The organism is Prochlorococcus marinus str. MIT 9201, assembly GCF_000759955.1.
Classification (GTDB): Bacteria; Cyanobacteriota; Cyanobacteriia; order PCC-6307; family Cyanobiaceae; genus Prochlorococcus_A; species Prochlorococcus_A marinus_G.
In genome coordinates this window covers 129,439-145,955 of record NZ_JNAL01000005.1, presented here as the reverse complement: position 1 = coordinate 145,955, position 16,517 = coordinate 129,439, and the positions used below count along the sequence as shown (strand labels likewise).

Here is a 16,517-nt window from a genome sequence, read left to right as displayed (position 1 = left end):
CAATAAAAGTAAATCCAACTGCGGGTCTATCAATACAACAATTCGTTCCAATTTCTACAAAACTCATTATTTTTACACCACCTTTTTGAGGCATCTTTAACCATTTGCCATTTTTAGGAATAAAACCAAATCCCTCTGATCCGATAACAGAATTTGAATTAATTACACAATTATTTTTTAAAGTGGTATTTTCGTAAATAACACAATTTGGATGAATTATATTATTATTTCCTATTTGTACATTACCTAAAATTGATGATCCAGGAAGAATATGATTATTGTTACCTATTACAGTATTTTCTCCAATATAGACATTAGGTCCAATATGACAATCTGCTCCAATTATTGCCGTTTTATCTATAACCGCTGAAGCGTGAATTCCTGGTTTGAAATTGATAGTTTTATATAAACAATCCAATACTTCTGCAAATGCAATTCTTGGATTTTTAACGATTATGTTCGATATGTTGAGTTCCTTTAGGGAACAAACGATTTCATCGTTGTTAGTAGTTATTATTGCTGATGCTTTAGTTTGATCTAATTTTTCTTTAAGAATATTATTTTCTTCTAAAAAAGATATTTGATGTTTAACTGCATCAACTAATGACGCAGCCTCTTCTATATATATATCTTCAAAAATATTGGCACTAATAAAATTTGAATTTCCTTTTTTTATTAGATTAACTAAATCACTTAAAAGCATTTTTCATTTTTAATTTTTACTAAGAGAGAGCAAGAACATCTCTGTGCACGACAATTATCGAGGAGTAAGTATTTTCTTTATTATTTAAGATACTTCTTAATTTGTCGCTACTTATTGATACTAAACCTTTTGCAACTTCTTTATCATTTGTATTTACGATTTTAACTGCCTGATTAATCGTAAAGTTTCCTTCTACATTTTTAACACCAACCGCTAAAAGTGAGGCACCTTTTTTTTTAATTGCAAAAGAAGCTCCATCATCTAAAGTAATTTTCCCTACTGTTTGAATTGCATGAGAAAGCCAACTTTTTTTGTTTCCTATAGGTTTTTCTACTGGATAAAATAGAGTTCCAATTTTATTTTCATTAAAAATTTCACTTAAGTTTTTATTGTTAGTTCCATCAACCAGTTGGACTTCAACTCCTCCTTTTGTTGCTATTTCTGCAGAAATTAATTTTGTAGATATTCCCCCTGTTCCCCATTCATTTTTTGAGTTTTGGATGTTTTTATCTTTAATTTCTTTTAATTCACTATTATGAACTTCTTTAATAGGTAGCGCATCTTTATTATTACGTGGATCTTTTGAGTATAGATTTTCAATATCGGTTAATAAAATAAGTTTGTTAGCATTTATAGCTAAGGCAACTAAAGCAGATAGGGTATCATTATCTCCATATTTAAGCTCTTCATTTGCTACGGTATCATTTTCATTTACTATTGGAATAACATTCAAATCGATTAATTTTTTTAAAGTTTTAGAAGCGTTATTAAAGGATTCTCGTGAATTGAAATCAGCTTTAGTTATTAAAATTTGAGCAATATTATGACCTAATTTATTAAATACTTTATCGTATAAGGCCATTAAATTAACTTGACCTACCGCTGCAGTAGCTTGAAGGGTACTTAGATCATTTGGTCTCGTTTTAATATTTAATTTTTGGCAACCTAATCCAACGGCACCACTAGTTACTAAGATTAATTTGTTTCCTTTTGAGAGAAAACTTGTAAAGGATCTAGAAAGGGTTTCAATAACTTCTTCTGTAGATGTTTCCTCTGTTCCTCTTAAAATACTAGTACCAATTTTTATAACCCAAGTTTTCATTTTATAAAATGAGAAATTAATTTTTCTATTGTCAAAGTTAAATTAAATTTTATAGGCAAGCCATCTCTATTTAATCGCTTAACTAATATTGTTTTTATATTACATCTATTGCCAACAATAATATCTGTAAAAATTCTGTCGCCAATAATGGCTATATTTTTTGACTCTCTGCCAATTTCTTTGATAGCAGACAAAGTTACTTTTTTTCTTGGTTTCGATGCATTGTGTCTATATCTTAAATTTAATTCTTTCGCTATTTTTGCGATTCTTTTATTTGATGGATTATTACTTATTAAATATAAGGAGAAAAGTTTTTTAGATTCTATGATCCAATTCTTTACAGCTTTTGGGACTATATTTGATTTTCTATTTACTAGAGTCCCATCTACGTCAAGCAATAATGAATTAATTCCTTTTTTTTGCAACTCAGATTGAGAAATCATATATATTGGTAAATTTGAATCCCAATTGACTTTTAGGATAGATCTCATTTATTTTAAGAGCTACTTTTTTCAAGCTCAGTTTCAATCAAAGGTTGAATTTTATCGAACTCATCATCTTCAACTAATAAGGCACCTTTTTCTTTTAATTTACCCACAATAAAAAAAGGATCTAAAGGAATATATAAGCCATATTCTTGGTCAAAAAGATTAAAATTAACAAGCAATTCATAACTCTCACTATCATCATCAACGTAATCTTCTTCTAATTCATCGTAAATTGGTTCTTCAAGTTCTCCTGATACTGTTAATGTAACGGCTGATCTAATAAGTCTCAAATCATGTTCTTGTAGAACTGCTTCAGCATTTTTTAGTATTTGTTCATTTTTATCTATTTTCTCAATTAATTCAGGTTCATCTTTTTCATTTATCTTAAAAAGACTTACTGGGGTATCAACTGGAGTTAATAAAGCATATTCTTGGCCTTCAACACTTACTAATTGTTCAAGATAACAAAATAGCTCGTTTCCATTTGAGTCATTTAATAAAAGAGTCTGTGCATCATAATTATCATTTGAGTTTGCTTCTTTCATTTAAAAATTATCTATACTTTTTAATATTAATATTTTATCTGAAGTTTACCAGCTATTTCTTCTAATTCAGGACCCTCTTCGATCCATTGTTCAAGTATTATTTTTGCTGAAAAACTATCAATCAATCCAGATTTATCTTTTTTTATTCCAAATCTATCTGAAGATTCCCAAGTTGAACAATGTTCGTTGACGTAAGAGAATGGAAGCTTTAATTCATTTGAAAGTAATTGACCGTAATTTTTACAGTCAATAGCTTGAGTGGTCATCTGACCTTTATCATCAAGTGGAATCCCCACAATAAACCCAGTCAGATTAAATGTATTTATATAATTTCTAATGATTTTAATCTCTTGATTATTTTTAAATCGTTTTACTGCTGGAAGTATATTTGATGTTATGCAGAGGGGATCACAATAAGCTAATCCAATTCTTTTGGTACCTATATCCAAACTCAAAATTGCCTTTGGTTTGGGTTTACAAAATTTCACTTTGTTTTTAATGGAAAAGGAGATGGATATGGATTACCTTGTGGACTTAATTTTTCAAAGATTGATTCCAAAGATTTATTTATTATATTTACTTGTTTGGCTTCATTCTTAACTATTGTGTTCCTGATAAGAATTATCTCTTGATTTTTTTCTTTGAGATTACATTCTTCGAGAAAAAGATTTAATTGAGAATTTTCTTTATAGGTTTTTAAATATGAAAAAGGTGATTTTTTAAAAAATCTTTTTATAAATTCTTTTAAAATAGAGTTGAATCTCTTATCCCAATATCTACTAATAGTTAAAGTATAAATTTCTTCGTTTTGATAATTTATATCTTTTAAAATTGTACATAAAACTGAATTTTCATATATTAAGGCACCACTTTTAGAGTTATTTCTTTTAAGAATGTCATCTTGATCAAAATCTAAAATATTTCTTACTAAGGGAGATTGATTTGATCTTATGAAATTCACTATTTTTAATATATTTTGTTTATTAACGTTTTGGAATTCATTAATTAATTTATAGACATTGGTATTTTGCTTTATGGATTTATTTAGATCAGAGCCATCCCAGTGGATTATCTCACCTAAAGGTTGAAAACCTAATTCTCTTGAGGTTGATATGAGGTCAACATTATTTATATCAGCGTTAATTATCCAACTTGAAGTTTTGATGTCTTTAATTGAGATAGATTTTTTTATCAATCCTAAAGTTAATTGTTTATCTGTTAAGGAACTATTGTTGTTAATCAACTTGGGCTTAGATATTTTTAAGCAAGTCTCTTTTTTGTTTAAAGGGAAAATATTCAAATAACCAATAATTTCGTTTCCATATATAGCAATTATGCATTTATTTTTATTTTTCTTGAGATTATTTAAAAAAATTTTCAAGTCATCAAAGGTATTTATAATTGCCATCTTTAAAAACCAATTATTCAATTCCTTATTTTTAATATCTATTAAAAGGTTAATGTGCCTTATATGGAGTTCTTCAAAAGTTACTTCCATTCCTTTTTTAGATTTAAAAGAATAAGAGGTATCTTTTTTCATTTACTTTTTTCTCTTATTAACACTATAGGGGTTTTTTCATCTCCATTGCCAGCTGGATTAGAAATTAAGTTTTTTTTGAGTATTTTATTTACTGTTTTATTTGTACTAGCTAAGACTTTCACACCTCCAAGATCATTAACATCGACTACAGCAACATCTATATTTAGATGGTTCGAGACCTCTTTACAAAATAAATCCGCATTGAGAGGACCCATAACTATACTTTTGTCGTAAGGTGTAACTGTACCGCTTATATCATCAATGAGGGATGATTCTGAACCAGTTAGCCTATAAAACATACCCTTTAAACCAACTAATTTGAAGATAAATCCAATAAATAACGCAAAGGTTATTCTTGTGACTCCAATTTTATTTATTAATAATTGCATGCCGCATGCTGTTGCGAGACTGCTTGTAGGGTGAAAAAAATAACATAAAGCTTTCGAAAATAAACTACATTTTAAATTTTGAGGGGAAATATATCTATTTTGCATAATCGCTAGTGGACTCTCACCGATTGTTAAAATATCATTTTTTTCTACAATTCCTTTACAATATTCAATCACAGTATTTACTGGGTTATCAAAGCAACCAAGTAAATCAGTTTGAATAGATAAAGCTTTATATTGATTATTTAAAGGAATTTCAAAAACTTCTTTCGTTCTTTGTTTTTGACCATCTAAATTAATTAACAAACAATCCTTATTATTTAAAACACCAAAATGTCCATAGCTCTCCCAAAATACTTTTAACCATAGATATTTTATTTTTTTTCTAAAATTATTATTGCTAAACTTATATATGATTCTTACAGATAATTCCGAATTTGACTTGATAATTGTTGTTGGCCAATAATTATTTAAATTCTTATTTTTATTATTATCGATTATATAAATATCTTCTTGATAGTCTAAATTTTGGCAATATTCGTTACCTTTACTCTTGAAAAAATCTAATTCAAAATTTATATTTGATACCATCGTCTCTTTTGTTTTACTTGTATTAGATATTTTTAAATCAATAATTAGTTCGTTTAGACCATCTTTTTTTTTGATTGTGTAATTTACAGGTTTCAGATTTAACTTTGATTTGGGCGAGTTTTTAATATATAAATCTGAAAGAATTAAAAAAATTAAAAGTAACAATAGGATATTAATTAATATCATTTTTTATAATTTATTTTTGTTTATATCTTTTTTTTCAGAAATGATACTGTTGTATTCATTAAAACTTTCTAGAGAAAATTCCGTATCATTTATATCAATTCCTTTTAACTCTCCTATAACTTTGTTTAGTTCATCGATATTTATCATTCCATTTTGATCATATTTAACTTCACCATCACTATTTAAAATAATGGTTTGTGGAATTAATCCGTTCCAATAATAATTAGGTTCATTTCTAAGATCAGACTTTTCTTTATCTTGTAATTCATCTGTAGTTAGAGCAATGATATCTATATTATTTCTCCATATTAAATCTAAACCAGATATTATCGGCGCCATAGCTTTACTATCTGAGCTATCGTCAAGATAAAAAAATAAAACTGAGACTCTTTTATTTTTTAATGATTCCTGAAGTGTTGTCTGGGGAGGAACTATAGCCCCATTACCTGCATATATAGGAAAAATGTTGCCATCGTAACTATCTGAATCTCTAGAGGCATTTGCTTTATATGGACTTAAGAAAATTAATGCTATTAGGATCCATTGAATTATTTTCATTAAAGTTTAAAAACTTACTTAGAACTTGATCTTCCTAATCCTTGAAGGATTCCTTTCCCCACTAGACCGATAGCTTTGCCAACAACCTTTGTAAGGAAAGTTACGAAAAGATCACCGATATATTTTACAGCAATTTCTAACTGCGGTGCTACGGCATCTCTTATCTCAACTAAGAATGTAACTTGTTTTTGTAGCCATTCTAGATTCTCTAATTCTTTCTCCCTATTTTCATTTTTAAAGTAACGGGTAAACTTTTTATCGATAATATCGATATATTCTCGTTTACTCTCATACAAGTAGATAGGCATATAAATATAGTCATGCCATCGATTGTAATTATTAATATTATTTCTAAATCTTTCAAAGTTTCTTGTTGATTGTAATTCGGGATTTATAAGTACAGTTCTTAATTCAGGCCAAGAAGAACAAATATTAAAGATTTCAGAAGATAATAAATTACAGTTCCTTATTGTCCAATTTGAAATTATATTTTCAAGGATCAAAAACGATTCTGTTTCATATAGAGGGAGTAATTTTCCATCATAGTCAAGAGCTTCATTTTTAATAATTGGCTCAATAAACATTATTGATTCATGTGCTTCTCTATCTATCTCTTCACAACTTACCTCATTATAAATATAATCATTTATTGAAATAGATTCGCTTCCTTTTTTTAATCTAAAATAGCTGTCTGTGATATTTGAAATTGTATTAACTTTAAGCTCTTTTATAAGAGAATTTAAATCATCTTTAAAATCTTTCTCTTTATAATTTTCCTTAATATTTTTTACTAAATTATCTAATTCATCTAACATTTTGCAAATTAGTCGTGAAATAAATTCTTTTTTTATCCCAGAGAGAATTATGGATGAATTATTAAATTCAACCTGTAAGTTAGTTGAGCTATACCTTTCTTTTAATCTATCTAAAATTAAATTCCATATTTCTGAAGTGTTTTTATCTTTTATGAATACAGTGTTTTTATTTTCAAGATTAATTTTATTTTCAGTGTAAACTGCCTCTGTATAAAGTTCTAATGAATTTCCCCATAAGAAAATTAGAAAAGATTTGGCTGTAATAAGTTCTCTTAATCTTCCTTTTAAAATGAATTTATAAAAATCTGGTGTTGAATCAGAATTGACATATTTGAATATATAATTAATTTCAGAATCTATTTGTTTAAGACCTGAAGTTAGTATTTTTTGACTAAAAGAGAGAGGCTTATATTTGTTTAATTGAACTCGGGTATTATTTTCAATATCAAATACCCTTCCTCCATTTAAAATGGTATCAATAGATTCAAGAACTTTTTCTGCACTGGGATTTAAAAGAAAACCTTCCGCATTTAAAGCTGGAGGTGTATTTGCTTCATAAACAAGTTCTCCAGAAAGAATTATAAGAAACTTTGACTCATTATATCTTTCTCTTAATTTTAATAATTCTAACCTTATAAGATCTTCTGATTGGAAATTAAGAACATTCCATATAATTAAATCCGGAGTTTTATCACTTTGCCCATTATTAAAATTAATTTCTAAATTTTGGTCTAGTGATGTTAACTTAAGCGACAAAGATTCTGCTATTAAGCTTGGAGCAATAATCAATATCGATTTTTTTGTAATTAATTCCAAGACTAGATTTCTTATCTCTTATACAAAATTAACTAACAATTACTGCAAATACCAGCCTTAAATCAATTTTATACTCTTTTAAGCGTAGTAATTTCTTTTTAAATCAAAGTCATTTAATCTCTCTGATGACAATACATTATTTGCTTCGTTTATTGTGAATTTATTTTCATACAGAGCTTTACCTACAATTACTCCAAAGAGTCCAGAATTTTCAAATTTTACTAACGATAATAAATCAGAAATTGAACCAACACCTCCTGAGGCTATTACTGGAATATCTGTAATTTCAAGTATGTTATTTATGAATCCTTCATTTGTTCCCTCTAACGTCCCATCTGTATTTATATCTGTAACAATAAAACTAGCGATCTTAAATGAAGAAAACTCCTTTACTAAATCTGTGGCTAGAATATTAGAATGCTCAAGCCACCCCCTTGTACTAACTTTTCCATCTTTTGCATCTATCCCAACAATTATCCTTCCAGGAAATTTATTTGATAAGTCTTTAACTAATTCTTTATTTTCTATTGCAGAGGTCCCCATGATAACTTTCTCAATACCATAAGAAAATAATTGTTCTATTCTTTCTTGAGACCTTATTCCCCCACCTATTTGGATAGGAATATTAACTGTTTTTGCAATCTTTTTTATTGATTTATCGTTTATTGGGGATCCAGTTTTAGCAGCATCCAAATCAACTATATGTATATATTTTGCTCCTTCGCTTTCCCAAAATTTAGCCTGCTCGTGAGGCTCTTTTGTGAAGTCTTTTCTTTTATTAAAGTCTCCCTTAAAAAGCCTTACACACTTACCATTCATTAAATCAATTGCAGGTATTAGTTCCATAGAATCATCCTTTTCATTAATTACTTCTTAGTAGTACTATTCAGTATGTAATTCTATTTAAGATTACTACTTTAGTTAAATATTTTTTTAATATGAAAATTCTTGTAATGGGCGGCACTAGATTTGTTGGCAAGTCTTTAGTTGGAAAATTAATAAGTCAAAATCATAATATTGATATTTTTACGAGAGGGAACAAATCCAATCCTGAAAAAACAAATTTAATTAAAGGTGATAGGAATAAATTAGAAAGTATAGTTAAGCTAAGAAATGAAAAGTATGATGTTGTCTATGATATTTCTGGACGAGAGTTATCACAAACGAAACTTCTTATAGAAAATTTAAATAACTCTTTTAAGAGATATATATATGTCAGTTCTGCAGGAGTTTATAAAGACAATTGCGAACTGCCCCTATCTGAAAATGAACCTATAGATCCAGAAAGTCGGCATAAAGGAAAATTTGAGACAGAAAATTGGTTGATAAAAAACAAGATTCCCTTTACAAGTTTTAGACCTACTTATATTTATGGTCCAGGAAATTATAATAAGATTGAAAATTGGTTTTTTGAGAGATTATTTACCAATAAATCCATCCCAATCCCCGGTGACGGATCTCTAATTACTCAGCTAGGCCATGTTTCTGATCTAACTGATGTACTGATTAGGTGCATAAATTTTGAAAATTCTAAAAATAATATTTACAATTGTTCTGGTGAAAAAGGAGTTACGATTAAGGGGTTAATTTATTTCTGTGCAGAAGTTCTTGGATTAAACCAAAATGAGGTTTCTTTAAAAACATTTGATTATCAAAAATTAGATCCAAAATCTCGAAAGGGATTTCCAATTAGATTAAATCATTATCAGACTGATATTTCTAAGATTAAACGTGATTTAGAGTGGGCGCCATCTTTTGATTTACTTAATGGTTTAAAGGATAGTTTTATGAATGATTTTAATTATAAAAAAAGTGAGTGCTTTGATGAAAACTCAGATAAGATTCTTTTTAATTCTTAAATAGCCTAATAAAGTCACAAAAGTTAGGATGAAACCTAACCAATAAAAGATTAAAGCCAAATTATTCAATAAGCTTATTTTTAATGGTGAAAAGAAGGTCATAACTGAAATAAAAAAGAAGAATGTTTTAAATTTCCCTAATTTAGATGCTGGTAAACCGTCTTTTGCTGAATTCCTCAGGCTAGAGATGATTAATTCTCTAAATAAAATTAGTGCCAAAGACCAAAAAGGTATTAAATTATTTTTGCAAAGGAAGATCAAAGGAATTAAATAGAATACTTTATCGCTTAATGGATCAAGGACAGCTCCTAATCTGGTTTTAAGATTAAATTTCCTTGCAATTAGCCCGTCAAGATAATCAGTTAAACCTCCAATAATAATCAATATAAAAACATAAAAAGGCCAATTTATTTCTAAAAAAAGTATTAATGGAAATACAAGAAAAAGGCGAGATATCGATAATATGTTGGGAATATTCAATGCTAAATTTTTAAGATTTATTCTTAATAACAAATTATTTTTTGTATATAAAAAATATATTACACTCTCAGCAAGCTTAAATTTCAGAAAGATTTTCAAATGGTTTTTAATGCTTGATTCTAAAATTCAATTTAAATCTGAATCATAAAGATTATAAACTCAACTTCTCTTTATGATTGATGATGTTTTATATTACAAAATTATTAACTATATCTTATGCAGCCACATAGCCTAAAGCTATCTCCAGAATCTGATTTGATAAATTCAATTAAAGAATATTCTTTATCGAATAATTTATACGGGTATGTTTCTGGAGTGGTTGGTAATCTTAGAACAGTTTGTATTCAATGCCCAGGAAATCAAGAGATAAATAAATTTGAGGGAAATTTAGAGATAGTTTCTTTAAATGGTCATTTTAATAAAGGTGATGTTCATTTACATTTGAGTTTTGCAGATGAGGGCTGTAATGTCTTTGGCGGGCATCTTGAAGAGGGATGTATTGTAAAAAAAGGAACTGATATATTATTGTTTTCTTTTGAACAAAAAATTATTAATATCTCAAGTAATGATTTATCAAAAAATGAATCACGTGTAAAAGCGTATATTTTGAAAGATTGTCCTTGGTCTAAAAGAGCAATTAGGTTGCTTAATTCTCTATCTATCCCTCATGAAGTTAATTTAATAGATAATGATGAGAGCTTTCAAAAAATAATGGCTCAAAGTAGCCATAATACTTTTCCTCAAATATTTTTGGATAATAAATTTTTTGGAGGATATGATGAACTTTCAGAACAAGCAAAATTCGATAACTTAATTTCATTTAAGTAATCTAAATTTTTTAACTATCGCGATTAGTAAGTTTTTCAGCAACTAATTCTTCCTCTAACTGCTTTATTAACCTTGATACAAGACTTTGAAATTCTGGTTGACAGCCTTTAAATGCAGCTTTATGTCTTATTGGCTCATTTCTAGTTCTTAAGTCAGTAAGCATTAATTGTAATGCATCAATTTTTGGGTTTATTTTCATTGTTTTATTTTATATATTTACACCTTTTAAATCATTTGCATAGCTTTTTTAAAAGATATCTTTTTATTTTCTTTCGAACTTGTTACTTCGATTAATTTATTTATGGATTCTTTGTTTTTTAAAGAATCAATACAACATTGTGCTACTAATCTTCTTGGTATTGATCCATTAATTTGAGTATCTTCCTTTGAATAATTTATATTTTCTGATTTAATATCCTCATTTTCCTTTAATCCCCCAGGTCTAATAATAGTCCATTCGAAATTTGAATTTCGTAGAAAATTTTCGCCTATTTTCTTCCAAATAAGAATTAAACCAAACAAGTTTAATGGGTGAAATAACTTTCCACTACAAAGAGAACTGACTAGAATAATTCTCTTAATACCAACTCTTTTGCAACTCTCTAATTGTCTGTATACCCCTAATGCATCAACCTTTGCAGGACCTGTTAAATCTAATGATGCTCTCGCACCAGTAGCAATTACCAAAGCATCAATATCATTAAAAGCTTTATCAAGTTCTTTTTTATTATCTAATGAAACTCTAATTGTTTCTAAACTTTCTAGATCTTCTGAAACTTTTGAATTTTTTCTAATAATTTGCCTAACTTTATATCCTCTCTTAACTGCCTCTTCAGAAATTCTATAACCTGTTTTCCCCGATGCACCAGTAATTGCTATTTTCATGATTTAAAAACTAACTCTATCATTATATTAATTCTCTAAGGTTTTTTACATATAAATTTCTTTTTTCTTTTGGGGTAAAGAGTACGACATAAGTAACATTTTGTTCCATCACAGCCTCTTGCCGTGCAGTATTCTCTGCCATAAAAGATTATTTGCAAATGTAAGTTATTCCAATCATTAACAGGAAATATTCTTTTTAGGTCTTTTTCTGTTTGAACTACGCTATCTCCATTTGATAGACCCCATCTTTGAGACAACCTGTGTATGTGAGTATCAACTGGGAATGAGGGGATTTGAAAAACTTGTGACATTACAACGGATGCTGTTTTATGACCTACCCCTGGAAGGGATTCAAGCTTCTCAAAAGAATCTGGGACGATACCATTATGCTTCTCAATCAATAGTTTAGATAAGTTATAGATGTTCTTTGATTTTTGATTAGATAGGCCTAAAAATTTTATGTATTCGTAAATGCCTTTAATACCTAGCTTCATCATCTTTTCTGGATTATCTGCAACCTTAAATAAGCTTTTTGTTAATTCATTGACTTTCTTATCTGTTGATTGAGCACTTAAAACAACGGCAACTAGAAGTGTATATGCATTTGTATGATCAAGGGGTATCGGAGGCGATGGATATAGCTTTTTGAGTTCCCTACGTATTATTTCCGCTCTTTCAGACTTTCTCATTAAATTTAATAATAGATTGGTGTATAAAATTATACAGGAGGTATTTTAGGCTAATATTTTCTGCTAATTTAATAAACTTAAATAAGAAGAATCTAGTGAAAAATGATGCATTAATAATTGATGATCTGCATCATAAATATGATAAGCGAGATTATTCAAATTGGATATTAAACAAAATTAATCTGAAGATTGAAAATGGCGAATTGTTAGGGTTGCTTGGTCCTTCTGGTTGCGGAAAAACTACTCTTTTAAGATTAATCGCAGGGTTTGAATATCCCTCTAAAGGGACTATTTCTCTAAATGATAAGGAAATTTCAAGTAGAAAAAAAATTCTTAGCCCTGAGAAAAGAAATATTGGAATGGTTTTTCAAGACTATGCACTTTTCCCTCACTTAAATGTTTTGGAAAATGTAATGTTTGGTTTGAGAAACAAAAAAGATAGATCTAGAGTTGATTATTTACTAAATGTTGTTGGTCTTGATAGTTTTGTTAGAAGGTACCCACATGAATTGTCTGGAGGCCAGAAACAAAGACTAGCAATTGCGAGAGCACTTGCGCCAGGTACAAATTTTATGTTATTAGATGAACCTTTTTGTAGTCTTGATATGCATGTCAAACTAAAATTGAGAAGTGAACTCCCTAATATCTTAAAAAGCTTTAATGCAAGTGGATTGATGGTTACTCATGATCCGGAAGAAGCTATGTCAATTTGCGATAAAGTTGCCGTTATGAATGAAGGGAAAATTCATCAAATTGATACACCAATTAACATCCTAAATAATCCGAAGTCCATATTTGTTAGTAGTTTTATTTTGGGTAATAATATTATTAATCTCAAAAAAAATGGTAATTCATATATTTCTTGTTTAGGTGAAATAAATAGTTCAGGGCTTTTGAAAAATACAAACATCAAAAGTATGTCAATTTCGCCTAAATTTATTTCAATTCAAAGATCAGAATATGGTGCTGCAGTTGTTATGTCCAAAGAATTTCTTGGAGAATTTCTTATATATAAAGTAACTATTAATGGAAACATATTAAAAGTAAGAACTGATATTAATAATCTTCTAAATAATGGTGATAAATGTTCTCTTTCTATTAATAAAAATAGTTATTATTTCTTATTTCCTGGTGCATATAAGGTGTATATATAGATTTTTTTTATAGACAATTACACTTCCTTCCCTTCCAATTAGAGCATTTTTTCTTTTTACATTTCTTTTTTTTATTTTTATATATTTTATTAGTTAATAGCAGTTCATAAAAACTGTATTCTAGATTCATTTATAGTATTGCGATTGATTTTCATTATCATATTATTTAATTTAAATTAAAGTATTAATTAATTACTAATTTATACAAAATGTTGTATTATTTGTTTAGTTTCCTTTGAACTATGAATGAAAATAATCTAAATATTAAGAAATTAATTAATTATGGCCCATCTGGAAGAGCTGTTGCACAGCCAATGGACAATAGTTTATTGGATAATATTTTTGAACATTTAACAATGGAAAGATATGCCAATATTCAATATTTTTCTATATACCTCTGGTTTCAAGAGAGGGATTTAAACGGTTTTGCCTCTCATTTTCTAAGTGAATCAAAAGGTGAAATGGAACATGCTCAAAAATTTGCAGATTACTTAATAGCAAGAGGACAAAGCGTTAAGTTAGATGAACTTCCCGCACCTATTCAAACATGGGATTCAATTGAGGATTTAATTTCTTATTCTTTCAACATGGAGGCTGACTTAACTTCTTCCCTACAACAACTTTATTCTATTTCAGAAAGAATTTCAGATACAAGAACTAACGTTTTTTTAGACCCAATTGTAGAAGCTCAAACCAAATCAGAGGATGAATTTGCAAACATACTTGGCAAAGTTAAGTTTGCGTCTAATCAACCTTCAGCAATATTATTGATTGATAGTGAATTAAAGAAAAAATAAATTTCTTTCGAATTTATTTTCATTCAATGTCCTTTCGGTAATTTCAACAAGTAAATTAGAAAAGTTGATTTTCTCATTATTTTTTTTATTTAAGAGCTCAGCTATTTTGTAAATCTCATTAACTCTTTTAAAAATATTTTTATTTTCAGAAAATAATCTTTCTTTCAATGCTTTATTGTTAGTAGTTTTAAACGATTGCCTTATATTTCTGAGTCTATTAGACAAGAAATCAACTTCCATTAACAAGTTGTTAGTAAGTGATTGTGATTCCTTCATATCTTTATAGCGGAGATGTTTCAATAAATGAAGGCGCAACACTGACTGTTTGGGTACCAATAGGAGCTATTAGTAACTCAGATGATCTTAATTTAGAAATTAATCTTGTTGATGTTACACGAGTAGAACCAATTAACTCACCAATCCTCTCGTGAGTTAACCTAAAAGGTAATTCGCACCATTGACCACATCTTCTGCCTAAACGGTTTACTAGTATTGAAAACAACGCTTGCAATCTCTGCTCTGCATTTCCTAAGTGTCTAATCCTAAGAAGTTGCAATGTCCATTCGTTTACTGCATCGAAACCAATATTCTCATCAATATTTACATTGCTATGAAAAGATAAATCTGTTAAAGCTTCAACACAGACACCTTCACTACATAGAAGGTCCGTTCTTAATTGGTCACCTGATTGTAAAAATGCAAGTGTCATCCCTTCTGTTTCTTCACATGGGCAGTAAACTCTAGCAATTCCACTTTCAACTTCTAGGCATGTACCTTTTGGTCTTGACGAAGGGTCTATTAAAACGGATTGTCCAGTTATTATCCTTACTGTCTTTGTCGGAGATTCTCCATAAGTATGGAAATTCATTAATTTAAATTTGATAATGAGAATTATTATCAATTATGCAATATAGAAACTGTTATTGCAATAGATTCTCATTATCATCATAAAATTTGAAGTTTTTCTTTACATAGTTTTTTATGAATATAATTTAAATAGAAATGTTGAAATTTTTAATTTAGATGAGCGTAAATAGAGTTTGTATTAATTGTGGAAGTTCTTCATTCGTCTCAGATCGATCTTTAGGTGGCAAGATTGTATGCTCTAAATGTGGATCTTCTTCATTTAAAAATAAATCATATTCATTTTTAAAAAGTAAAAAATTAGTATTTCTTGCTATTGCGATAGCTATTTTCATAATTATTATTTAGATAATCTGTTTATATTCCAGATTCCATTATTGTTAGTTACCTCTACTTGAATACCATATAACTTATTAAGATTTTCACTATTTATCACTTTATTTTGATCTCCATCAGCAATTATTTTGCCATCTTTTAGCATTATGACTCTGTCATAAATTTTTGTAATCGTTGAAATATCATGGGTTACGCATAAAATTTTAATATTTAATTTTGATAATTCATTAACTTTATCAACTACAAAAAACTTTGATTTATAATCTAAATTTGCAATTGGTTCATCTAGGATTAAGATTTCCGGTTTTTTGATTAATGCCCTTGCAATGAGGCAAATTTGTTTTTCGCCATCTGATAAATAGGAAAAATTCTTTTTAGATAAATTAGATATATTCATTTTCTTCATGATTCTTTTCACCTTAAATGAATCTCTTTCAGATTTATTTTGTACGTAACAATATCTTCCATATAGTCCACTTAAAATTAAATCAAAAACTTGTAAATTTGGATTTATTCTGTTTTTTATGTCATTATTTACGGTACTTATTTTTTTTCTTAGTTCCCATAAATTTATAAGTTCTTTGTCAAATATCTTCAGGTTCGATTCATTTGCTACTACTGGGTATATGTTTCTATTAATTATTTCAATTAAGGATGATTTACCTGAACCATTTGGTCCAATTAATATTACATTTTCTGAATACGCTATCTTTAAATTTAAATCTTTAATTACTCTAAAGCCATTTTTAAAACAATTTATATTTTTTGCGTCAAACCAAAATTTATTAAACACTAAAACTTATTACTCCAAAATATAATTAACTGAATAGAGCTTAAGATAAATATAAAAAGATAAAGCCAATTCAACCATGAAGGTCTATTTACTTTCTTC

The 16,517-nt window shown here is 28.2% G+C and carries 22 protein-coding genes; 4 read left to right on the top strand and 18 right to left on the bottom strand.

Annotated features, from left to right (window positions below):
* The 10 genes from EU95_RS0108700 to hisA all read right to left on the bottom strand — a co-directional run.
* Positions 1–703, bottom strand: a 703-nt coding sequence (locus EU95_RS0108700; RefSeq protein WP_032521537.1) for a UDP-3-O-(3-hydroxymyristoyl)glucosamine N-acyltransferase, incomplete at its 3' end; no start/stop codon positions are given.
* A gap of 19 nt (positions 704–722) precedes the next feature.
* The gene (gene proB / locus EU95_RS07305; RefSeq protein ID WP_032521536.1) at positions 723–1,805 is read right to left on the bottom strand and encodes a glutamate 5-kinase; all 1,083 of its coding nucleotides are present in this window, start codon (positions 1,803–1,805) and stop codon (positions 723–725) included.
* A complete protein-coding gene (locus EU95_RS07310) occupies positions 1,802–2,296 on the bottom strand; it encodes a YqeG family HAD IIIA-type phosphatase (protein ID WP_032521535.1) in 495 nt (164 codons plus the stop codon). Before EU95_RS07310 ends, proB begins: the two co-directional genes overlap by 4 nt.
* A gap of 5 nt (positions 2,297–2,301) precedes the next feature.
* Positions 2,302–2,838, bottom strand: a complete 537-nt coding sequence (locus tag EU95_RS07315) for a DUF3727 domain-containing protein (protein ID WP_032521533.1) — start codon at positions 2,836–2,838, stop codon at positions 2,302–2,304.
* Between the two features lie 26 nt (positions 2,839–2,864).
* The gene (gene ruvX, locus EU95_RS07320) at positions 2,865–3,326 is read right to left on the bottom strand and encodes a Holliday junction resolvase RuvX (RefSeq protein WP_032521532.1); all 462 of its coding nucleotides are present in this window, start codon (positions 3,324–3,326) and stop codon (positions 2,865–2,867) included.
* Positions 3,323–4,378, bottom strand: a complete 1,056-nt coding sequence (locus EU95_RS07325; RefSeq protein ID WP_032521531.1) for a hypothetical protein — start codon at positions 4,376–4,378, stop codon at positions 3,323–3,325. Before EU95_RS07325 ends, ruvX begins: the two co-directional genes overlap by 4 nt.
* Positions 4,375–5,544, bottom strand: a complete 1,170-nt coding sequence (locus tag EU95_RS07330) for a hypothetical protein (protein WP_032521530.1) — start codon at positions 5,542–5,544, stop codon at positions 4,375–4,377. Before EU95_RS07330 ends, EU95_RS07325 begins: the two co-directional genes overlap by 4 nt.
* Positions 5,545–5,547: 3 nt before the next feature.
* On the bottom strand, positions 5,548–6,102 hold the full coding sequence (locus EU95_RS07335; RefSeq protein WP_032521528.1) for a thylakoid membrane photosystem I accumulation factor: 555 nt from the start codon (positions 6,100–6,102) through the stop codon (positions 5,548–5,550).
* A gap of 14 nt (positions 6,103–6,116) precedes the next feature.
* The gene (locus EU95_RS07340; protein ID WP_032521526.1) at positions 6,117–7,733 is read right to left on the bottom strand and encodes a DUF3685 domain-containing protein; all 1,617 of its coding nucleotides are present in this window, start codon (positions 7,731–7,733) and stop codon (positions 6,117–6,119) included.
* 78 nt (positions 7,734–7,811) lie between these two features.
* Positions 7,812–8,579, bottom strand: a complete 768-nt coding sequence (hisA, locus tag EU95_RS07345; RefSeq protein WP_032521525.1) for a 1-(5-phosphoribosyl)-5-[(5-phosphoribosylamino)methylideneamino]imidazole-4-carboxamide isomerase — start codon at positions 8,577–8,579, stop codon at positions 7,812–7,814.
* A gap of 92 nt (positions 8,580–8,671) precedes the next feature.
* Here hisA and EU95_RS07350 point away from each other — a divergent pair, with 92 nt between their 5' ends.
* Entirely contained in the window at positions 8,672–9,592 is a 921-nt protein-coding gene (locus EU95_RS07350; protein WP_032521524.1) for an NAD-dependent epimerase/dehydratase family protein, read from the top strand.
* On the opposite strand, the gene pgsA is transcribed toward EU95_RS07350, so the two are convergent.
* Positions 9,566–10,105 (bottom strand): CDP-diacylglycerol--glycerol-3-phosphate 3-phosphatidyltransferase, encoded by a 540-nt coding sequence (gene pgsA, locus EU95_RS07355; protein ID WP_032521541.1) that lies wholly within the window; start codon positions 10,103–10,105, stop codon positions 9,566–9,568. The two genes, EU95_RS07350 and pgsA, sit on opposite strands and share 27 nt — an antisense overlap.
* A 183-nt stretch (positions 10,106–10,288) precedes the next feature.
* Here pgsA and EU95_RS07360 point away from each other — a divergent pair, with 183 nt between their 5' ends.
* Complete coding sequence (locus EU95_RS07360; RefSeq protein WP_032521523.1) at positions 10,289–10,900, top strand: PCC domain-containing protein; 612 nt, start codon at positions 10,289–10,291, stop codon at positions 10,898–10,900.
* Between the two features lie 10 nt (positions 10,901–10,910).
* Here EU95_RS07360 and EU95_RS07365 read toward each other — a convergent pair whose 3' ends face one another.
* The 3 genes from EU95_RS07365 to nth are packed head-to-tail and all read right to left on the bottom strand — an operon-like array spanning position 10,911 to position 12,474.
* Positions 10,911–11,099, bottom strand: coding sequence for a hypothetical protein (locus tag EU95_RS07365; RefSeq protein ID WP_025923092.1), 189 nt, complete (start codon positions 11,097–11,099; stop codon positions 10,911–10,913).
* 26 nt (positions 11,100–11,125) lie between these two features.
* Complete coding sequence (locus EU95_RS07370) at positions 11,126–11,785, bottom strand: SDR family oxidoreductase (RefSeq protein WP_032521522.1); 660 nt, start codon at positions 11,783–11,785, stop codon at positions 11,126–11,128.
* Positions 11,786–11,820: 35 nt separating this feature from the next.
* Positions 11,821–12,474, bottom strand: a complete 654-nt coding sequence (gene nth, locus EU95_RS07375) for an endonuclease III (RefSeq protein WP_032521521.1) — start codon at positions 12,472–12,474, stop codon at positions 11,821–11,823.
* A 95-nt stretch (positions 12,475–12,569) separates the two neighbouring features.
* Between nth and EU95_RS07380 the strand changes: the two genes are divergently transcribed.
* Together EU95_RS07380 and EU95_RS07385 are read left to right on the top strand one after the other, a co-directional pair.
* Positions 12,570–13,628, top strand: a complete 1,059-nt coding sequence (locus tag EU95_RS07380; protein ID WP_032521520.1) for an ABC transporter ATP-binding protein — start codon at positions 12,570–12,572, stop codon at positions 13,626–13,628.
* Positions 13,629–13,870: 242 nt separating this feature from the next.
* Positions 13,871–14,425 (top strand): ferritin, encoded by a 555-nt coding sequence (locus EU95_RS07385; RefSeq protein WP_032521519.1) that lies wholly within the window; start codon positions 13,871–13,873, stop codon positions 14,423–14,425.
* Here EU95_RS07385 and EU95_RS0108695 read toward each other — a convergent pair.
* From EU95_RS0108695 to EU95_RS07400, 4 genes are all read right to left on the bottom strand, one after another.
* Positions 14,411–14,701, bottom strand: coding sequence for a hypothetical protein (locus tag EU95_RS0108695; protein WP_032521518.1), 291 nt, complete (start codon positions 14,699–14,701; stop codon positions 14,411–14,413). The genes EU95_RS07385 and EU95_RS0108695 overlap by 15 nt on opposite strands.
* A gap of 4 nt (positions 14,702–14,705) precedes the next feature.
* On the bottom strand, positions 14,706–15,293 hold the full coding sequence (locus tag EU95_RS07390; protein WP_032521517.1) for a Crp/Fnr family transcriptional regulator: 588 nt from the start codon (positions 15,291–15,293) through the stop codon (positions 14,706–14,708).
* Positions 15,294–15,444: 151 nt separating this feature from the next.
* Positions 15,445–15,624 carry a hypothetical protein gene (locus tag EU95_RS09720; RefSeq protein ID WP_193742427.1) on the bottom strand — a complete coding sequence of 60 codons (180 nt, stop codon included), beginning with the start codon at positions 15,622–15,624 and terminating at the stop codon, positions 15,445–15,447.
* Between the two features lie 5 nt (positions 15,625–15,629).
* A complete protein-coding gene (locus EU95_RS07400; RefSeq protein ID WP_032521514.1) occupies positions 15,630–16,418 on the bottom strand; it encodes an ABC transporter ATP-binding protein in 789 nt (262 codons plus the stop codon).
* Between the last annotated feature and the right edge of the window lie 99 nt (positions 16,419–16,517).